At 60.4% G+C, this 18,623-nt stretch carries 16 protein-coding genes; 8 read left to right on the forward strand and 8 right to left on the reverse strand.

Going from position 1 to position 18,623, the window contains the following annotated elements:
- The first annotated feature begins 17 nt into the window (after window positions 1-17).
- A complete protein-coding gene (locus tag E8F12_RS17905) occupies window positions 18-785 on the forward strand; it encodes an SDR family oxidoreductase (protein WP_280287508.1) in 768 nt (255 codons plus the stop codon).
- A gap of 144 nt (window positions 786-929) precedes the next feature.
- Here E8F12_RS17905 and E8F12_RS17910 read toward each other — a convergent pair whose 3' ends face one another.
- On the reverse strand, window positions 930-1,580 hold the full coding sequence (locus tag E8F12_RS17910; protein ID WP_280326555.1) for a hypothetical protein: 651 nt from the start codon (window positions 1,578-1,580) through the stop codon (window positions 930-932).
- Window positions 1,581-1,680: 100 nt separating this feature from the next.
- Between E8F12_RS17910 and E8F12_RS17915 the strand changes: the two genes are divergently transcribed.
- Entirely contained in the window at window positions 1,681-2,460 is a 780-nt protein-coding gene (locus tag E8F12_RS17915) for a TSUP family transporter (protein WP_280326556.1), read from the forward strand.
- Here the strand turns inward: E8F12_RS17915 and nudC are convergent.
- The 3 genes from nudC to E8F12_RS17930 are packed head-to-tail and all read right to left on the reverse strand — an operon-like array spanning window position 2,434 to window position 5,799.
- The gene (nudC, locus tag E8F12_RS17920) at window positions 2,434-3,267 is read right to left on the reverse strand and encodes an NAD(+) diphosphatase (RefSeq protein WP_280326557.1); all 834 of its coding nucleotides are present in this window, start codon (window positions 3,265-3,267) and stop codon (window positions 2,434-2,436) included. The two genes, E8F12_RS17915 and nudC, sit on opposite strands and share 27 nt — an antisense overlap.
- Window position 3,268: 1 nt before the next feature.
- A complete protein-coding gene (locus E8F12_RS17925; RefSeq protein ID WP_280326559.1) occupies window positions 3,269-4,948 on the reverse strand; it encodes a ferrous iron transporter B in 1,680 nt (559 codons plus the stop codon).
- 38 nt (window positions 4,949-4,986) lie between these two features.
- Window positions 4,987-5,799 (reverse strand): crotonase/enoyl-CoA hydratase family protein, encoded by an 813-nt coding sequence (locus tag E8F12_RS17930; protein WP_280326560.1) that lies wholly within the window; start codon window positions 5,797-5,799, stop codon window positions 4,987-4,989.
- Between the two features lie 220 nt (window positions 5,800-6,019).
- Between E8F12_RS17930 and nhaB the strand changes: the two genes are divergently transcribed.
- Window positions 6,020-7,522, forward strand: coding sequence for a sodium/proton antiporter NhaB (gene nhaB / locus E8F12_RS17935; protein ID WP_280326561.1), 1,503 nt, complete (start codon window positions 6,020-6,022; stop codon window positions 7,520-7,522).
- Here nhaB and E8F12_RS17940 read toward each other — a convergent pair.
- The 3 genes from E8F12_RS17940 to dnaQ form a co-directional block, all read right to left on the reverse strand.
- Entirely contained in the window at window positions 7,506-8,867 is a 1,362-nt protein-coding gene (locus E8F12_RS17940) for an amino acid permease (RefSeq protein ID WP_280326562.1), read from the reverse strand. The two genes, nhaB and E8F12_RS17940, sit on opposite strands and share 17 nt — an antisense overlap.
- Window positions 8,868-8,883: 16 nt before the next feature.
- A complete protein-coding gene (locus E8F12_RS17945) occupies window positions 8,884-11,139 on the reverse strand; it encodes an arginine/lysine/ornithine decarboxylase (RefSeq protein ID WP_280326563.1) in 2,256 nt (751 codons plus the stop codon).
- 107 nt (window positions 11,140-11,246) lie between these two features.
- Window positions 11,247-12,005, reverse strand: coding sequence for a DNA polymerase III subunit epsilon (gene dnaQ, locus E8F12_RS17950; protein ID WP_280326564.1), 759 nt, complete (start codon window positions 12,003-12,005; stop codon window positions 11,247-11,249).
- 125 nt (window positions 12,006-12,130) lie between these two features.
- Here dnaQ and E8F12_RS17955 point away from each other — a divergent pair, with 125 nt between their 5' ends.
- The 5 genes from E8F12_RS17955 to E8F12_RS17975 all read left to right on the forward strand — a co-directional run bounded on the left by E8F12_RS17955 (window position 12,131) and on the right by E8F12_RS17975 (window position 18,335).
- Window positions 12,131-13,348, forward strand: coding sequence for a site-specific integrase (locus tag E8F12_RS17955; RefSeq protein WP_280326565.1), 1,218 nt, complete (start codon window positions 12,131-12,133; stop codon window positions 13,346-13,348).
- The gene (locus E8F12_RS17960; RefSeq protein ID WP_280326566.1) at window positions 13,341-14,975 is read left to right on the forward strand and encodes a site-specific integrase; all 1,635 of its coding nucleotides are present in this window, start codon (window positions 13,341-13,343) and stop codon (window positions 14,973-14,975) included. Before E8F12_RS17955 ends, E8F12_RS17960 begins: the two co-directional genes overlap by 8 nt.
- Window positions 14,972-17,047: an integrase gene (locus E8F12_RS17965; RefSeq protein WP_280326567.1), complete on the forward strand. Its 2,076-nt coding sequence runs from the start codon at window positions 14,972-14,974 to the stop codon at window positions 17,045-17,047. Before E8F12_RS17960 ends, E8F12_RS17965 begins: the two co-directional genes overlap by 4 nt.
- Entirely contained in the window at window positions 17,040-17,450 is a 411-nt protein-coding gene (locus tag E8F12_RS17970) for a hypothetical protein (protein WP_280326568.1), read from the forward strand. Before E8F12_RS17965 ends, E8F12_RS17970 begins: the two co-directional genes overlap by 8 nt.
- A 666-nt stretch (window positions 17,451-18,116) precedes the next feature.
- Window positions 18,117-18,335 carry a BPSL0761 family protein gene (locus E8F12_RS17975; RefSeq protein WP_280326569.1) on the forward strand — a complete coding sequence of 73 codons (219 nt, stop codon included), beginning with the start codon at window positions 18,117-18,119 and terminating at the stop codon, window positions 18,333-18,335.
- Here E8F12_RS17975 and E8F12_RS17980 read toward each other — a convergent pair.
- Window positions 18,332-18,562, reverse strand: a complete 231-nt coding sequence (locus E8F12_RS17980) for a helix-turn-helix transcriptional regulator (protein ID WP_280326570.1) — start codon at window positions 18,560-18,562, stop codon at window positions 18,332-18,334. The genes E8F12_RS17975 and E8F12_RS17980 overlap by 4 nt on opposite strands.
- Window positions 18,563-18,623: the final 61 nt, after the last annotated feature.

Consider the following 18,623-nt stretch of genomic DNA (forward strand, 5'->3'; position numbering starts at 1 on the left):
ACAACAAGGGGAACCCCATGTCCAAGACCAACCTGTTCGACCTCGACGGCAAGATCGCCTTCGTTTCCGGCGCCAGCCGCGGCATCGGTGAAGCCATCGCCAAGCTGCTGGCCCAGCAAGGCGCCCATGTGATCGTTTCCAGCCGCAAGATCGAAGGCTGCCAGGCCGTTGCCGACGCCATCATTGCCGACGGCGGCAAGGCCACCGCAATCGCCTGCCATATCGGCGAGATGGAACAGATCCAGAGCGTCTTCGCGCAGATCAGCGAGCAGTTCGGCCGCCTCGACATCCTGGTCAACAACGCCGCCACCAACCCGCAGTTCTGCAATGTGCTGGACACCGACCTGTCGGCCTTCCAGAAGACCGTGGACGTCAACATCCGTGGCTACTTCTTCATGTCCATCGAAGCCGGCAAGCTGATGCGCAAGAACGGTAGCGGCAGCATCATCAACGTCGCCTCCATCAACGGCGTTTCGCCGGGCGAATTCCAGGGCATCTATTCGGTGACCAAGGCCGCGGTGATCAACATGACCAAGGTCTTTGCCAAGGAATGCGCCCAATTCGGCATCCGTTGCAACGCCCTGCTGCCGGGTCTGACCGACACCAAGTTCGCCTCCGCGCTGGTGAAGAACGACTCCATCCTCAACGTCGCCCTGCAGCGCATCCCGCTGAAACGCGTCGCCGACCCGAGCGAGATGGCTGGCACCGTGCTCTACCTGGCCAGCGATGCCTCCAGCTACACCACCGGCGTGGCGCTGAACGTCGACGGCGGCTTCCTCTCCTGAGGATTGGCGGCCATGAAGAAGGGAGCCTGATGGCTCCCTTTTTCAACTCCCCACGAATTCCCGTAGGTTGGCGCTGAGAGAAGCGAAGCCCAACATTGCCAAGTACCAGTCCGCACGTTGGGCTTCGCGGAGCTCAGCCGCAACCTACCGCCATTCCTTCAACGACTCCTTGGCCACCTGGTTCAGCGGCTGGGCCAGCAGGCCGGTGGGCGACAGGCTCACGGAATAGACCGCGCCATCGGCCATGGGCAGGTAGGTCACGCGCTGCGCTTCGGGCGCGAAGAGGAAGAAGTCGCGCTGGGCCAGGCGCAGCCAGCGCCAGAGGTCGACGCCATAGGGGCTCGAGGCCAGTTGGGCACGGGGATGCTGGGCCAGGGCCTGCTGTTCGATGGCCAGGAAGCGCCCCGACAGCCGCTCCAGGCGATAGCCCGGCTTCAGGCCGAGCAGTTCGCCCAGGCCCGTCCACTTGAAGAGGCGCGCATCCAGTTGCCAGAGGTCGCCATCCAGCAACAGCTCGCGCTCGTTGCCGCCTTCCAGCAGGGTGACCTGGTAGCTCTGCGGCGCCAAGGCCTTGAAGCTCAGGGTCACCAGGGGCTTGTCCTCGGGCAATGCGTCGTAGCTCCAGAGGTCCTTGGCGACCAACGCCACCAGCAGCGCCAGGGCGAGGAATGCCAGGCCACAGGTGCCGCGAAGCCAGCCAAGGAACCAGCTGCGGTCCCAGAGAATGCGTCCCGCCACCACCGCGACCAGCAATGCCAGGAGGGCGGTTGCCCAGGCCAGGCCGTCATACTGCATGGAGCCCATTCCTTATGCGTGAAAATGCCGGCATTATGCGCAACTCCCCAAGCCGCAGCCACAAGCCACGCGGCAGTTGTAGACACGGACCTCGTTTTCCATGCCATTCCCCTTCGAGCTGGCGGTCGATCCCGCCACCCTGGCGATTCTCGCCGCCGTTGCCTTTCTTGCCGGATTCATCGACGCCATCGCCGGCGGCGGCGGCCTGCTGACCATCCCCGCCCTGCTCACCGCTGGCCTGCCGCCGCACCTGGTGCTGGGCACCAACAAGCTCTGCGCCACCTTTGGCTCGGCCACCGCTAGCTACACCTTCTACCGACGCAAGCTGTTCGATCCGTCGAAATGGCGCAACGCCCTGATCGCCACCGCGATCGGCGCGGCACTGGGCGCGGTGATCGCCCACTGGCTGCCGGCCGCCTGGCTCAACCAGATGCTGCCCGTGGTGGTGTTCGGCTGCGGACTCTACCTGCTGTTCGGCAAGACGCCGGACGTCGCGCACAGCCAGGATGCGACCATCCCTCGCCGCCGCCAGTGGCCCCAGGGCCTGGGCCTCGGCTTCTACGACGGCGTGGCCGGCCCCGGCACCGGCGCCTTCTGGACCGTCAGCAGCCTGCTGATGTATCCCCTGGACCTGGTACGCGCCAGCGGCGTCGCCCGCAGCATGAACTTCGTCAGCAACGCCATGGCCCTGGCGGTGTTCATCGCCGCCGGCCAGGTGGCCTGGGCGCTGGGCCTCAGCATGGGGATCGCCCTGATGGCCGGTGCGTTCCTCGGTGCGCGCACGGCCATCCAGGGCGGCGCCAAGTTCATCCGCCCGGTGTTCATCCTGGTGGTCTTGGCGCTGACCGCGCGCCTAGTGTGGCAGCACTGGATCGGCTAGGCCGCGGCGCCGCGCCACATAGAGGTCGATGAGGTAACGGGCGATGGAGCGCGACGCGGGCAACGGTGGCAGCGCGTCGATGGAGAACCACTGGGCGTCTTCGATCTCGCCCGGCTGCGGGACTATCTCGCCACTGCGGTACTCGGCGTGAAAGCCAAGCATCAGCGAATGCGGGAAAGGCCAGTTCTGGCTGCCCATGTACTGGATGTTGCCGATCTCCACGCCGACCTCTTCCCGCACCTCGCGCGCCACGCAGTCCTCCACCGACTCACCCGGTTCGACGAAGCCGGCGAGGGTGCTGTAGACGCCGCTGACGAAGCGCGGCGAGCGCGCCAGCAACAGCTCATCGCCGCGCGTGACCAGCACTATCATGCTCGGCGACAGGCGTGGGTAATGGTGGACTTCGCAACTCGGGCAGCGCATCGCGCGCTCACCCGCCACCTGCTCCATACGCGAGCCACAGCTGCCGCAGAAGCGGTGCTGTTCGGCCCAGGTGCCGATCTGGCTGGCGAAGCCGAGCAGGCGGAAGATATCCGCATCGCCCTGCAGCATGAACTGGCGCAGGCCCTGCCAGAAGCAGCCGTCCACCTCGGCCGGATGGGCCAGCTCCAGCAGGTAGATGGGGTCGCCATCGAAATGGCCGATGCCGTGCTCACTGAGTACCGGCAACTCCTGGCGCTTCAGCCATTCCCGCGGGAAGAGGACGCCATTGCTGTCGGCAAGGAACTGCTGGCGGCAATGGGCAACCGCCCAACCCCCGGGCTGGGAAGCATCGAGCAGTCCGGACTGCCAGCGCTCGCCAGCCATCTCAGGCCGCCACCGGCAGGCCCAGGGCCCGCACGCTGTTTGCCGCCAGGTCCAGTATGTCGTCCTGGAAGCCACGGCGCATGCCGGCACCGCCTTCCAGGTAGTACTCGAGGCTGGTCAGGGCATCGGCCAGGGTTTCCAGCATCTGCTCCGAAGGTATGAGAGAAGACTCCAGCATCTGCTGCTGGATGTATTCGCCGCAGGCGCCCACCAGGAACGCGGCGCGCTCCTGGCCGAGGAACCAGAGGCCACCGCGAACCGCCTGCAGGCTGACCGGCACATTGGCCAGGTGCGGCTTGTCGCCGTTGGATTCCAGATAAGACGTGATGGCGCGCTTGGCCAGGGCCAGGCCTGCCTGGGCTTCATCGAGCACCACGATGCGGGCTTCGGCCAGTTGGTGGTTGGCGAAGGATTCCGCCTCGTGCCCCGGTTCGACCAGAGGACGCGGACCACGACGCTCTCCGCTGTCGAGGCCGGCCACCATGCTTTCGACATAGAGCACGGCATCGGCCAGCTTGAGCAATTCGTTGGACTCCACCGGATCGTGGGCGCTCCAGGCAGCGACCATGGACAGCTGCCCCTGCAGGGCGTTGCCCGGAGAGTTCAGGCCGACCATGACCAGGGTCTTGGCCAGTTTGCCGAGCAGGGCATGCAGGGTGCCGAAGGACCCGACCGGCGCAGTGCCGCGCTCGATCAGGTCGATCATGTCCTTGACGCTGTTGAGCTCCTCGAAAATGGCCGAGGACAGCGAACGCATCACTGCCTGCCCGGGGCCGGAGAGGCGCTGGTATTCCTGCTCGAGGAGCTGGTCGGTGAAGGGCAGCGCGGTCATGCCGAAGACCTCGCAGACGGCGCGGGCACGCGGCCCCCGACTGTCGGCCAGGGCCACTAGGTAGAGCAGCTCCTTCAGCAGGCTGCGCGGCGCTTCGTAGGTTTCGTTGGCCAGCAGCAGCTTCAGTTCGCGATCCAGGCGGGAGAACAGTTGCTTGCGCGACTTGCGCGCCAGCAGCTGGCCCTCCAGCTGCGACTCGATGGCGGCGGCGCCGATCCAGCAGAGGCGGCCACGGGGCTGGCTCGCATATATACGCTCCAGACCGCCGAGGGCGCGCTCCATCACGCGCAGTGCGCTGGGCGCCTTGTCGCCACGCAGGAAGCCGAGCAGCCCCTGCTGGTAGATCTGACGGAAGCGCCGGGCCAGGGCTGCCGGGTCGACACCCTCCTGCAGGCGGGCCGCCACGACGTCCTGGCGCGCCTGGTCCAGGCGCACGCCGAAGAAGTAGCTCTCCGGCAGAGGGGGCTGGCCGCCGGCCTGGCGCAGGTCGTTGATCGCCGGCAACAGCAGTTCGGGCATTTCCTGGCGATGCAGGTCGAGGTTTTCCAGGTAGCGGCGCAACACATACAGCGCATTGCTCAGGGCCGACAGCTGCACATCGCGCTCTTCGCCGGCACCGGTGGGAATGTCGGTGGCCTGGTCCAGCAGTTCCTGGGCCAGCAACTCGGCCCCGGTCAGCTCGATCAGGTTAAGGGTGCCGCGCACCTGGTGCATGGCTTCCACGGCCTGCTGCAGCAGGCTGCCGTTCTGTCGTTCGGCGATGAAGTGCTCGAGGCTCTGCTCGGCCTGTTCCATGGTGGCGAACAACTCGTCGCGCACCAGGCCCAATGATGTGACTCCGGTGACCATGCCTTAATGCGCCTCCCGCGCGTGGGTGCGGTACAGCATCAGTCAGCGAACTCTGGCTTCTGTTTGCTCATGTGGGCCGTCATGGCCACACGCAGGTCGGCGGATTGCAGCATGGCTGCGTTCCAGGTGGCGACGTATTCGAGGCCGTCGTCGACCCGGTGGTCGCGCATGTAGCGGATCATTTCCTTGGTGCCGCGCACGGCGATGGGCGACTTGGCGGCGATCTGGTGGGCGATGCCGAAGACGCCGTCGAGCAGGGCGTCCTGGTCGGCGTAGGTGCGGTTGACCAGGCCCATGCGCTGCGCCTCTTCACCGCCGATGCTGCGGCCGGTGTAGGCCAGCTCGCGCATCATGCCGTCGCCGATGATGCGCGGCAGGCGCTGCAGGGTACCGACGTCGGCGGCCATGCCGATGTCGATTTCCTTGATGGCGAATTGCGCGTCGACCGTGGAGTAGCGCATGTCGCAGGCCGAGATCAGGTCGATGGCGCCGCCCAGGCAGTAACCCTGGATGGCGGCGATGACCGGCTTGCTGCAGTTGTCGACGACGTTGAAAGACTCCTGCAATTCGAGGATCTTGCGCCGCAGGGTGCGCGCGTTGCGCCCGGCGTCCGGGCCCAGCTGGGCGCCGACCGAGGCGAGCAGCATCAGATCGATGCCGGAGGAAAAATGCTTGCCGGCGCCGGACAGCACCACGACCCGCACTTCGTCGTTGTCCTCGATCTCGCGAAAGATCTCGACGATCTCCTTCCAGAAATCGGCATTCATCGCGTTGATCTTTTCGGGACGGTTGATCTGCACATGGGCGATCTTGTCTGCCAACTCTACGCGGAAGGCTTTGTAGTCGAGCACGGGTCGATCCTCGGCGGGCGCCATAGATGAAGGGTCATTCAGGAAGCCCGGCAACTATAACAAGCGCGAAGTAAAAGTCGATGCCGCCCACTGTGACGCAGGCCACGCCATGTAATTGCCATCTCTCCACGAAATCCCCGGCACAAACGCTTGATCTACCGGGACCGGGCTGGCACCTTCCCTGCGCCCTCCAAACTATGACAAGACCAAGGACACCCCGATGCCCGCCTCGCCCGCCGCAGCCTTCGGCCACAATTTCCTCGGCAGCTCGCCCCGCTGGTACAAGCTGTCGATCATCGCCTTCCTGGTGCTCAACCCGCTGGTGCTCTGGCTGCTCGGTCCGGTGGTCTGCTCCTGGCTGCTGGTCGGAGAGTTCATCTTCGCCCTCGCCATGGCCCTGAAATGCTACCCGCTGCTGCCCGGCGGCCTGCTGGTGGTGGAGGCGCTGCTGTTGGGCCTGGCGACGCCTGGGGCAGTGTACGAGGAGTTGCAGCACAACTTCCCGGTCATCCTGTTGCTGATGTTCATGGTGGCCGGCATCTATTTCATGAAGGACCTGCTGCTCCTGCTGTTCTCCCGCTTGCTCCTCGGGGTACGCAGCAAGGCGCTGCTGTCCCTGCTGTTCTGCATGCTGGCGGCCTTCCTCTCGGCCTTCCTCGATGCCCTTACCGTCACCGCGGTGATCATCAGCGTCGCCCTCGGTTTCTATGCCGTGTACCACCGGGTGGCGTCCGGCAAGGGCATGTGCGACGAGCACAGCCACGACTCCGACAATGAAGTGGCGCATCTGCACCGCGAAGACCTGGAGGATTTCCGCGCCTTCCTCCGCAGCCTGCTGATGCACGCCGCGGTGGGCACCGCCCTGGGTGGCGTCTGCACCCTGGTCGGCGAACCGCAGAACCTGCTGATCGGCCATGAGGCCGGCTGGCACTTCAAGGAATTCTTCCTGCGCGTGGCGCCGGTGTCGATGCCGGTGCTCGCCGCCGGCCTGCTGACCTGTGTGCTGCTGGAGAAGCTGCGCTGGTTCGGCTACGGCACCGAGCTGCCCGACAACGTGCGCCAGGTCCTGGCCGACTTCGCCCGCGAAGAGAACGCCCGGCGCACCCAGGCCCAGCGCCTGGCGCTGATGGTGCAGGGCGCGGCGGCGCTGCTGCTGATCCTCTGCCTGGCGCTGCATGTGGCCGAAGTGGGCCTGATCGGCCTGATGGTCATCGTGCTGATCACCAGCTTCAACGGCATCACCGACGAGCACCAGATCGGCCGCGCCTTCCAGGACGCCCTGCCCTTCACCGCGCTGCTGGTGGCCTTCTTCGCAGTGGTGGCGGTGATCCAGCAGCAGCACCTGTTCAGCCCCATCATCCACGCCGTGCTGGCAATGCCGACGGAGCAGCAGCCGGGCATGCTGTTCATCGCCAACGGCCTGCTCTCGGCCATCAGCGACAACGTCTTCGTCGCCACCATCTACATCACCGAGGTGAAGCAGGCGCTGGCCGCCGGCAACATGACCCGCGAGCACTTCGACACCCTGGCCGTGGCCATCAACACCGGCACCAACCTGCCCAGCGTGGCCACGCCCAACGGCCAGGCGGCTTTCCTGTTCCTGCTCACCTCATCCGTGGCGCCGCTGGTACGCCTGTCCTACGGGCGCATGGTCTGGATGGCGCTGCCCTACACCATCGTCATGGGCGTGCTCGGCTGGTGGGCGGTCAGCCATTGGCTCTGACGGCTGCGTCCGCCTGCACACGGTTGCGCCACTGGCGCCAGGTGTAGAGCGGAATGCCCGCCATCAGCACCAGGAAGCCCCAGAAGATGGCCTGCTCGCCGGTGCCGTAGAGCGCCCAGATGGAATAGATGAAGCCCAGCACGCCGATGGACGCCAGCCGGCCGCGCTCGCGGTCGGAGAAGTCGCCGGGCTTCACCGCCAGTTGCTGCAGCAGGGCCGCGGTGCAGAAGGCGTAGGGCACGACACCGGTCATGGTGCCGAGCAGGATGATCACATTGAACACATCCACCAGGTCGCCCTGCCCGTCCACCAGCACCAGCGCGGTGACCAGCACCCCGGACACCAGCAGGCCGTTGGCCGGCACGTCGTACTTGTTAGTCCGCGCCAGGGATTCCGGCAGCAGGCCGTCACGAGCGGTGGCCATGGGAATTTGCCCCTGCAGCAGCACCCAACCATTCAGCGCGCCGAGGCAGGCGATCACCGCGCCAGCCGCCACCAGGTGGTAGCCCCACTCCCCCACCAGCACCCGCGCGGCATCGGCGAAGGGCGCGGTGGAGCGCATCAGCACCTCGGGCGGCAGCACGCCTTGTACAGCAGTGATGGAGAGCATGTAGACGCCGGCCGCCACCAGGGTGCCGAACACCGTGGCGCGCGGGATAGTGCGCCTGGGATTGTCGACGTGGTCCGCCGGCACAGTGGCCGACTCCAGGCCGATGAAGGACCAGAGCGTCAGGGCCGCCGTGGTGGCGATGGCCTGGGCATAGCCGACACCGCCCGGCAGTTCGCTCGGCTCGGGAATGCGCAGGTACTCGGGGTTGAAGGAGAACCAGCCAAGCACGCCGACCAGCAGCAGTGGCACCAGCTTGAGCACGGTCAACAGGTTCTGCGCCAGGCCGAAAGCGCCTATGCCACGCAGGTTGATCAGGGTGCAGAGCCAGATGGCACCGATGGCGGTCGCCACCATCAGCACCGGGTCGCGCAGGGCCGGGATGAAGACTTGCAGGTAACCCACCAGGGTCACCGAGATGGCCGCATTGCCGATCCAGGCGGCCTTCCAGTAGGTCCAGGCGCAGAGGTAGCCGGCGAAGCTGCCGAAACCGTCGCGGGTATAGGCGTAGGGGCCGCCGGCCGAGGGATTGAGCCGGGCCAGGCGGGCGAAGGTCAGGGCCAGTATCACCGCCCCGGTGCTGGAGATCAGCCAGCCGAACAGGCTCAACCCACCATAGGCGGCCAGGCTGGACGGCAACAGGAACACCCCCGAGCCGATCATGTTGCCCACCACCAGCGCGGTGCAGGTCCAGAACCCCATGCTGCCGCGCTGCTTCACCGCTTCTCCTTGCGCCATCGATATCCCCGCTTGGCTATTCCTTGATGCAATCCACGGTATAGCAGCGCCCCGTGGGGCTGTCCTGATAGTGCAGGCCGTGCACGTCGATATCGAAGCCCGGGAAGCTCAGGTCGAAGGTGCGGGCGAACTCCAGGTAGTCGATGATCGCGCGGGTCTCCCGGGTGAAACGCTCGCCCGGCATGATCAGCGGAATGCCCGGCGGATAGGGCACCAGCATCACCGCGGCGATGCGTCCCGGCAGCAGGTCCAGGGGCACCGACTCCACCTCGCCGCGCACCAGCTTGTCATAGGCATCGGCCGGCTTTATGGCCAGTTCCGGCAGCTTGGTGTACATGCTCTTGAGCGCCTTCGGCGTGGCGCTGTTGCGGTAGCAGGCGTGCAACGCATCGCAGAGGTCGCGCAGGCCCATGCCGGCGTAGCGCGGTCCATGGGCCGCGGCAATCGACGGCAGGGCCTGGGCCAGGGGCTGGTTGGCGTCATAGCCGCGCTTGAACTCCAGCAGTTCGGTGAGCAGCGTGCTCCATTTGCCCTTGGTGATGCCCATGGAGAAGAGCACCAGGAAGGAATAGAGGCCAGTCTTCTCCACCACCAGGCCGTGTTCCCAGAGGAACTTGCTGACCACCGCAGCGGGAATGCCCTGCTCGCCCAGCTTGCCGTCGGCGCTCAGGCCGGGGGTGATCAGGGTGACCTTGATCGGGTCGAGCAGCACATAGTCGTCCGCGACATTGCCGAAGCCGTGCCAGTCGGCATCCCCGCGCAGCAGCCAGTCAGAGGTGGTGACGGCCGCGGCGCCCTCAGCCAGCGGCGGCTGCCAGATGCTGAACCACCAGTCGTCCGCCGCCTGGTTCCCGCGCACGTTGGCCAGGGCCCGGCGGAAGCGCAGCGCCTCGTCGAAGGTCTCCTGGATCAGCGAGCGCCCGGCCGGCCCTTCCATCATCGCGGAGGCCACGTCGAGGGAGGCGATGATGCCGTATTGGGGCGAGGTAGAGATGTGCATCATGAAGGCTTCGTTGAAGCGGTGCCGGTCGAGCTGGCGGGCGCCGCCATCCTGCACATGGATCATCGAGGCCTGGCTGAAGGCCGCCAACAGCTTGTGGGTGGAGTGCGTGGTGAACACCAGGGGCGAGCGTTCCTCGCGGCGAGTGCACATGCCGTACCGCCCGGCATAGAACTCATGGAAGGCAGCGTAGGCGTACCAGGCCTCGTCGAAGTGCAGCACCTCCACCGAGTCGCCCAGGGCTTGCTTGATCAGCTCGGCGTTGTAGCAGAGGCCGTCGTAGGTGGAGTTGGTCACCACGGCCAGCTTGACCTTGGGCGCACGCCCCTTGGCCAACGGGCTGGCGTCGATCTTGGCCTGGATCGACGCGGGGCTGAATTCGCTCAGCGGGATGGGTCCGATGATGCCCAGCTCGTTGCGCTCAGGCGTCAGGTAGAGGGGGATGGCGCCGGTCATGATGATTGAATGGACGATGGACTTGTGGCAGTTGCGGTCCACCAGCACCAGGTCGTCGCGGCCGACCATGGAGTGCCAGACGATCTTGTTCGCGGTGGAGGTGCCGTTGATCACGAAGAAGGTGTGATCTGCGCCGAAGTTCTGCGCGGCCCTGGCCTCGGCCTCCGCCAGCGGGCCGGTATGGTCCAGCAGCGAACCCAGTTCAGGCACCGACACCGACAGGTCCGAGCGCAGGGTGTTCTCCCCGAAGAACTGGTGGAACGCCTGCCCCACCGGACTCTTGCGATAGGCCACACCGCCGCCGTGGCCCGGCGTGTGCCAGGAGTAGTTGGACTGCGCGGTGTGCTCCACCAGGGCACGGAAGAATGGCGGCAGCAACCCTTCCAGGTAACTGCGCGCGGCCCGGGCCACCTGGCGGGCGAGGAAGGGCACCGTGTCTTCGTAGAGGTAAAGCAGCCCGCGTAGCTGGTTGAGGTCGGCCATGGCCTCGGCCGGCGCGTTCTCGATGGTCACCTGTTCGCCCAGGGCGAAGATCGGCAGCTGTGGCGCCCGCACCCGGGCGACCCGGATCAGCTCCACCATGTCCTGCAACAGCAGTTGGTTCTCCCCGGCGCCTTCGGCGGCGACCAGGATGCAGGCGAGGCCATGGTGGGTGGAGGCGACTATGCGCCCTTCGGCGGAGCTGGCGGTGGAAAGAATGGTGAAGCCGTCCTGCTCCAGTTCGCGGGCGATGCCGCGCACCCGCTCGCCGGCAACCGTGTCGGCCTTGATATCGCGATGGACGATGAGGATGGGGAACTTGAGCTCTTTGTACATTGTGGCCCCCTGAGGAGGCGGGCCCGGCCCACCTATGCCCTCAGGGTAGAAGCTCGATCGCGGGGGCGGTACCCCCCGCAGCCACAGGCTGTACGTAAAGGTCGCAATCAGGAAGCCGGCGGCGCGTCCATCTGCACCCAGAGCGCCGGCGCGCCGGCGGACTTCTCGATGGCCGCGAGGCGCGTGGCATGGGCGGCCAGCTCTTCATCGCTGGCACGGATCACCCGGCCGCGCGGGCGCTCGGCCGCCAGGCGACGGACCGGGCTGACATGGGCGCGGCCGCTGCCGTCGTCGCCACCGTCACCGGCCAGGGACAGGTTGGTCTGGCCACCGGTCATCGCCAGGTAGACGTCGGCGAGGATCTCGGCGTCGAGCAGTGCGCCGTGCAGCTCTCGGTTGGAGTTGTCGACGTCGTAGCGCTTGCACAGGGCGTCCAGGCTGTTGCGCTGGCCCGGGTGGCGCTCGCGGGCCATCATCAGGGTGTCGAGCACCGTGCAGTAGTCGCTGACGTCACTGCGCTCGGACTGCCCCAGCAGGGCGAATTCGTTGTTGATGAAGCCAACGTCGAACGCCGCGTTGTGGATGATCAGCTCGGCGCCCTTGATAAATTCGAAGAACTCGTCGGCGACGTCCTTGAAGCGCGGTTTGCCCACCAGGTATTCGTTGGTGATACCGTGCACCGCGATGGCGCCTTCATCCACTTCGCGGTCGGGCTGCAGGTAGACATGGAAATGACGCCCGGTCAGGCGCCGGCCTTCCAGTTCGACGCAGCCGATCTCGATGATCCGGTGGCCATCGGTGACCGGCATGCCGGTGGTTTCTGTATCCAGTACTACTATACGGCTGCCTGAAGATTGTCCACTCATAAAGCCCTGACTCTCTCTTAACTCATTGAAAATAAAGGGGTTCCAGTATCATTACTGGCTGCTCTAGCTATGGGCAGTGTGTAAACAGCCTAGGCGTTCCAAGCAAACTAACCAGATTTGTAAAAATGACATACGTAATTAGAACCTTCATTAGCAACGATGGCGAGCGCTTCTCCCAGCTCTACGACGAAGCGGCTAGGGGATTCCCTCTCTACTACCCGACAGCGTACATCGCTCGCACGGTCCGCCGCGACCGTACGCATGAGACACAGAAGGTTTACCTGGAAGCGATAAAGCGCGTGTGCGAGTGGGAATCAACTGATCGGATCGATCTTGTTGCCCGTTTCCAGAGCCACCAGTTCCTGCGTCCTGCAGAGATGGACAATCTAGATCGGCATCTCGGGGCAGCGCGCAACGGTCGGAAAGGAGAGGTCATAGGTCGCAGCAAGCACAATACGTACATGCGCTACGCCGCCGAATATCTGTGCTGGCTAGCCGGTGAAGTAATCACAGAATCCAATCTTCCACATGTTAAGGAAGCAATCGAGGCTCAGCAGCACGCCCTTTTGTTAAGAACCGCGCGTAAGAGCGGCTCCAAATCCGCAATGCGCCAGAGGATTGCAGCTACACGGCTGCCCGAAAATGCAAGGCATGCACTCAGAAGGCTATTTGAAGCACCCTTTATTGGGGTCAATCGGGAGGCCGACAAGGGGCCGCGCCTAAGGAATGCTGTGATGCTTCGTATCCTCTACGAGACGGGTATGCGCCGAGGCGAGTTACTGAGTCTGAAGCTTGGAAGTTTCGAGGAGTCTGGTGGCGGCGAAGGCGCCTTCCTAAAGATCAAGCGCAATCATCACGATGAATTCGACACTCGCTTGCGGCAACCCGTCGCCAAGACGTTAGGTCGCATAGTACCAATCTCAGACGAGCTTGAGGCGCAGCTTGTGGAATATCGAGATAACTGGCGTGCCGAAATTCCCGGAATCGGCTTCTCGAAAAACGACTTCCTGTTTGTCAATCACCGGGCCGGGCACTCTCAGGGCTCTCCTACTACAGACACTGCATTCCACTCTGCCCTGCAGCAACTCAAACGGCACCTTAAAGAAATTGAGCCAGTGCACCCCCACCTCCTCCGCCACGACTGGAATTATCGTTTCTCGGAAATGGTTGATGCGGAAGGTTGGGATTTTGAGAAAGAGAGGTCGGTACGCGAAAGCCTGATGGGCTGGAGGCCAGGTTCTGACATGTCATTGCTCTACAACCAACGACATATTCAAGAAATGGCCAACGAGATCGGGAAAAGGATTGCAGAGGACACAAAAAGGAAGCGCAATCATGAATAATCCCCAAGAACTGAACGCAATCCTGAACGACGATCTATATCGAACGCAGCGGCCTGACGATACAGTTTCTGAATTCTTCTGGGATGAAGACATCCTTCGAAATATTAACGGCACCAACCTGGACATGACAGGGGAGCTTTCCGCGCTAACTGCCAGCTTAAAAAGCTCTTTCAAAGCAGCAGCCATAAAGTTCTCAGCAAAAGGGGACTACTCACCCTCCACCCTCGACAGGTGCTTTTCCCTGATTCGCCTTTCACTTAGACACCACCCCGCAAGCGAATTCAACTCAACATGGACCGCCACTCTTCTAGGACTACGATCCTACGCAAAAAAAATCAACCCAATTAGAAGGTTCTTCATATTCTGGAAAGAACAAGACCCCTTAGCAATAAAAGAAGACGCACTACAACTTCTGATAAAATCAAAACCAAGAGGCGACAAATCTTGCAATGTTCTGTCTGACGACCCTGAGCTAAGCTGGCTAACTGACAGCGAATACGACTCACTGACCACTAAGATCTGGCGCTACTACGAAAACAAAGTATTTAGCGCACAACGAACGCTCATTTTACTTCTATCCATGCAGTACGCACGCCGCCCCATTCAACTCGCCCAGTTAAAAATCGGAGATTTCCGCATCGCCATAGCTGGAGACCCATCCGGACTGACAGGATTTGTTGTGGATTTTCCCGGCGTCAAAGATATAACAGCCAAAGATTCGTTTCGCGATAGCAAAATTGAAACCCACCCCTTGCCGGATCATCTCTGGAGTCTTTTCGAAACTCATCGCCACACACTTCAACAACTATACAACGACAAACTTGGAATACAATTGACAGGCAGCGACCTCAAAAAACTTCCTGCATTCACAAAAGCGAGTCGCATAGGCGATGCCATAAACACTTTAGCCAATCACTACTCCATCGACTGGAAAGACCAACTCGACCACAAAGCGTTTCATCTCCTGGGCCGTTCCATAACAAAAATAACCTCATGGAGGACGGCTGATCGCGATAATTCGAGATGGGAATTACCAATCAGTGAACGAACCGGGCTTCCTCTTGTTGTCAATGCCACACGTTTGCGGCACACCCGCGCGCGTCAACTCGCGCGCAAAGGCGTTCCCCGGCATGTAATCTCCCATTGGTTAGGCCACACAAGCGAGAAAAGCCTTAGTTCCTACTACAACGATCCAGCCGAAGACGCACGCCAATTAGACGAAGCGATGGCTCCTGTCCTAATCCCAATTTCAATGGCCTTCGCTGGAAACCTGCTTGACAGAGAAGAACAAGCGAGCCGTAAGGACGACCCAACTAGTCGACTTGAGTTCGCAGCGGATGGTGAACTGAAGTTTGTCGGAAATTGTGGAAAGCACAGTTTTTGCGCAACAACCTCAGTCCCTATTCCTTGCTATCGCTGCAAGCACTTTGAGCCCTTGATCACGGCCCCGCATTACGAGGTTCTGAAAGCTCTCCACTTTAGACAGGCGGAAGAGAAGCGAGCATTACGCATTGGAGGATCAAGAGTTCTAATGGTACCTATTGATTTAACATCCGACATACGAGCCGTGGAAAACTGCATCAACCGCTGCGAGAATCGAAAGTCCGAATTGGGAATTAAGAAATGACGCAGATCATTCAATTCACACCAAGAAAAGAGTTGTCTGCGCGGCGAAACCTCCAGAATCTTATAATCCTTGCCAAAGATCATCTAACCTTGTGGGCCAATCTTCCAGGCTTCACGTGGAAAGACAGTATCTGGCCCACCACTCACCACGGGGTCAGATTCACCAACCATGAGAACCGATTACTACATCCGAGCAAAAAACCTGAACCAGATCAGTTAATGCATCCAGATTTTTCTGATTTCGCCAAGGCTTATCTACGCTATCGACACACTATTAGCCCACACCGAAACATCCCTCGAGAAATGCAGGCTCTGCGAGTGATGGAAATGGTCCTTAGGCAGGACATGGCGATTCCTGAGATCACCAAGTTCAATCAGCGCCATTTCGATCAAGCCATCACGGAAATAAGTGTATTCAGCGGAGCACAGAATATCGCCACGGAACTATTAAATATACTAAAAACACTCGCCGACTTTTTTATCGTTACACATCGCACACACTATTGGAAACACCCCTACGTTGGAACGGCCTCGTATGATTTTAAAAATGGCGCACATGCAGACTTTGACACCAAAGAAGCAAAGTTACCGGATCAAGACTCACTTTTAGCAATTGCGGAGATTTTTGCGAAAGGTTACGAGGAGAGACTCGAAGATTCGGACACAATGATCACGAGCACTACATGCCTATTTCTATGCGCACCGATGCGTATAAACGAAACACTCCGACTCCGTGTAAACTGCCTTGACGACGATCTTGACAAGTATGGAAATAGCCAATCCTACCTCAAGTACTGGGTTCCAAAAATAAGTCTATTCAATCGCAAGCCCATACCTACTACCATGGCGACGCATGCCATTGAAGCAGTAAAGCGACTAAAAAACATTACGAATGAGGGACGTAAACTCGCGCTCTACATGGAGGGAAATCCGACCAAATTCTATCGACATGAGAATTGCCCAGACGTCCCAGATGATCAGCTCCTAACACGAGACCAAGTCGCACAAGCACTGGGCTACGCAAACGCACAAACTTGCCAAGATTTCGTTCGTAGGAGTACAGGAACTGGTTCCCTGATCGGATTCACGCTCGATTCTCTGTGGCAGGTTGTATTGGAAGAACATCGTAGGCAAAACCCACACTTTCCGTATCAAGAACCTGCCACCGATCTAGTGAAGCTTCCACTTAAAATGTCGGAATCTCTCTATTGCTTCCGACGAAATCAGTTTGGTATCAAAATTGGTGCAAGCCCCGTCCTGCTTACCCCTTTTAATTCAGACTATTTCGTAAAACGCCTCGATGCGTCAATAAAATCTGGACGTAAAAGCCAGCGCCCCTTGTGCTTTTTCTCCCGGCATGGATATAGGGCTACCAAGCTCAAATCACACAGTCTACGCCATTTTCTCAACCGTTTAGCCCGTCGCAGCGGCGTTTCCATCGAGACCATTACGGCTTGGAGTAGCCGCGCATCCTGCAAGCAAACACGTACCTACCTAAACGATGACCCCAAGGAAGCAGCAAGCAAGGTAGCAACCTTGATGGGTATGCACGAAGAACAGAAACCCAAGACTCCAATTACCGAAGCTGAGGCAGAGCTTCTTGGTCAAGGGCCAATTCACAGGAGTCGCTACGGCCTCTGTCGTCGAAGCTGGCGCTCAGGGCCATGTAACCGTTTTGCCGACTGCCTAAACTGCTCAGAGTTGCTCATGTGCAAAGGTGACAAGTTGGCAGCTGAAACCGTAGCAGCGGACCGAGAGCACCTAATTAACACCTATCGCGCTGCCATGGCAGCTATCGAAAGGGGTGAACGCTCGGCGTCTCGCTGGGTACAGGGAGCAGCCCTTCAGATTGAACGACTGACCCAACTACTCGAAATTCTCAATAATTCAGATATCCCTGATGGCAGCCCGATTGAGATCGCAGGCACCGACTTCAGCCATGAGCAAGTACTTGTTGAGGAGAAAGCTGCAGCAGCGGGCGTGAAGCTACTGAATCGGGGTGATTTGACCATTGAATACGGAAGCGAACTGATCGCGTGCCTTGATCTACTGAGGACTCCAGAATATGCCTAAGGCAATCACCCAATCGGAAACCAGCAAGATCGCGAAAATGATTCGTGAATGGCCACAAGAGGACGCGCTTACGTGGAACAATATCTGCGAGGGCTCCAAGAGCATCCTTGGGTATACACCAACCCGCCAAGCATTGTCCGGCAAGCCAATGCTGAAGAACGCTTACCAAATCAAACGTGAACACCTCAAGCGCGAGCTAGAGAAATTTAAGAATATTCCGCGACCACGAAACATGGTGGACGCGATGAAAAAGATTGAGCGCTTGCAAGCAGAGAATGACCTGCTTAGAGCAGAGTTAGCGAAGATGGCTGAAATAGCTCAGCGATTCATCCATAATGGCAGTAGCGCTGGCCTATCTCCAGAGAAACTTATGGCCCCCATTCCCAAGATTCAACGCACATAACATAAGAAGCTCCTGCTAATAACAGCTGAGCGGTCTGTTGATGGACTTCGAGTCCGTGCGGGAACGTCAAGTAAGTTTCAAATCCTTAATGGTTCCTCTGCAGATTCGCTCAGAAAGCTTTCTTTTTTCTCTGCCCCAAACGCCTGGAAAGCCCCGGAAGGCTGTAGTATTCACGCAGTGCTAAAAAGCTGCAATAGCCCTCGGTGCCCGCCAGACATAGCATGCGACTTGGCTTCAGCACACAGCCACTCTGCGACGTGGGAAGGACGCGCGGCCCACTTTGAGCAAAATTGGCCATAAAAGTTAGCGCCAAGATTTCCAAGATAGCCTGGGTTCTCGACAGTAAGGTCATGGACCTAACATGGCGCTAGCTGTAGGAGTCGCCTTGGAATTTTGCGAAAGTCTTAACTTACTGAATCTTTATATTTTATAACAAGTGTCAATTTACACTCCTTTTCTTTCAATAGAAACCGCTCGAATTGGCCAAGATTGGAACCGAGTGATCTACAATGCAACCCTTGCAGGTCTTTCACGACAGCGGCTGATAGCACCGCTACAGGCCATTCGTGAGCCGCAGAATAAGTCCAGGAGCGGGTAGGCCCGCCCACCAAAAGCATTCGGCCGAGGCCTGGAGGAGTTGGAAGTATGGAATGTGAGGAGATGGGTATGACAATGCCGCGTGAGCGCACTCGCTCAATCATTCAAACCCGAGAATTTCTGGTCGATTTGTCCAGTAACCAAGAGTTACCTGAGGCTGTCCGCAATGAGGCCCGTCGTCTATTGCGCCACTACCCAGCTGCCAATGAAGTGCTACTTGCCGGGAAAGTAGAGGAGCAGCGCGGAAGTGGCTTTCCGTTTGTTTTTCCGAGCGCCAGCATCGACTAGCCCGTCTGCAGTTCCGTTACGGGAGGCAGAAGAGAAGCTGGCTCGCAGGCCAGCACGCTGGCAATGCGGTACAGCTTCTCGACAGTGATGTTCATTTCACCGCGCTCGATGCGCCCCATGTAGCTGCGGTCAATGCTGCAGGCAAGCGCTAATGCATCCTGAGAAAGCCGACAGGCCTTTCTCTGCATCCGGATGCGTTTCCCCAACGCTTTCGCCAACTGATCCATGACCGCCTCAACTCCACTTGAGGCGGAACTATCTTGTGTTTACTGACGCACAAACCACGGA

It is taken from the genome of Pseudomonas sp. BN102, from assembly GCF_029871245.1.
Taxonomy (GTDB): domain Bacteria; phylum Pseudomonadota; class Gammaproteobacteria; order Pseudomonadales; family Pseudomonadaceae; genus Metapseudomonas.

What these genes read in the sequence shown, in the direction of transcription:
- E8F12_RS17905 (WP_280287508.1), top strand. Translation starts at nt 18, where the DNA reads ATGTCCAAGACCAACCTGTTCGACCTCGACGGCAAGATCGCCTTCGTT.
- E8F12_RS17925 (WP_280326559.1), bottom strand. Translation starts at nt 4,948, where the DNA reads ATGGTCACCGGAGTCACATCATTGGGCCTGGTGCGCGACGAGTTGTTC.
- E8F12_RS17945 (WP_280326563.1), bottom strand. Translation starts at nt 11,139, where the DNA reads ATGTACAAAGAGCTCAAGTTCCCCATCCTCATCGTCCATCGCGATATC.
- E8F12_RS17970 (WP_280326568.1), top strand. Translation starts at nt 17,040, where the DNA reads ATGCCTAAGGCAATCACCCAATCGGAAACCAGCAAGATCGCGAAAATG.
- E8F12_RS17955 (WP_280326565.1), top strand. Translation starts at nt 12,131, where the DNA reads ATGACATACGTAATTAGAACCTTCATTAGCAACGATGGCGAGCGCTTC.
- nhaB (WP_280326561.1), top strand. Translation starts at nt 6,020, where the DNA reads ATGCCCGCCTCGCCCGCCGCAGCCTTCGGCCACAATTTCCTCGGCAGC.
- E8F12_RS17965 (WP_280326567.1), top strand. Translation starts at nt 14,972, where the DNA reads ATGACGCAGATCATTCAATTCACACCAAGAAAAGAGTTGTCTGCGCGG.
- E8F12_RS17975 (WP_280326569.1), top strand. Translation starts at nt 18,117, where the DNA reads ATGACAATGCCGCGTGAGCGCACTCGCTCAATCATTCAAACCCGAGAA.
- E8F12_RS17910 (WP_280326555.1), bottom strand. Translation starts at nt 1,580, where the DNA reads ATGCAGTATGACGGCCTGGCCTGGGCAACCGCCCTCCTGGCATTGCTG.
- dnaQ (WP_280326564.1), bottom strand. Translation starts at nt 12,005, where the DNA reads ATGAGTGGACAATCTTCAGGCAGCCGTATAGTAGTACTGGATACAGAA.
- E8F12_RS17960 (WP_280326566.1), top strand. Translation starts at nt 13,341, where the DNA reads ATGAATAATCCCCAAGAACTGAACGCAATCCTGAACGACGATCTATAT.
- E8F12_RS17915 (WP_280326556.1), top strand. Translation starts at nt 1,681, where the DNA reads ATGCCATTCCCCTTCGAGCTGGCGGTCGATCCCGCCACCCTGGCGATT.
- E8F12_RS17980 (WP_280326570.1), bottom strand. Translation starts at nt 18,562, where the DNA reads ATGGATCAGTTGGCGAAAGCGTTGGGGAAACGCATCCGGATGCAGAGA.
- E8F12_RS17940 (WP_280326562.1), bottom strand. Translation starts at nt 8,867, where the DNA reads ATGGCGCAAGGAGAAGCGGTGAAGCAGCGCGGCAGCATGGGGTTCTGG.
- nudC (WP_280326557.1), bottom strand. Translation starts at nt 3,267, where the DNA reads ATGGCTGGCGAGCGCTGGCAGTCCGGACTGCTCGATGCTTCCCAGCCC.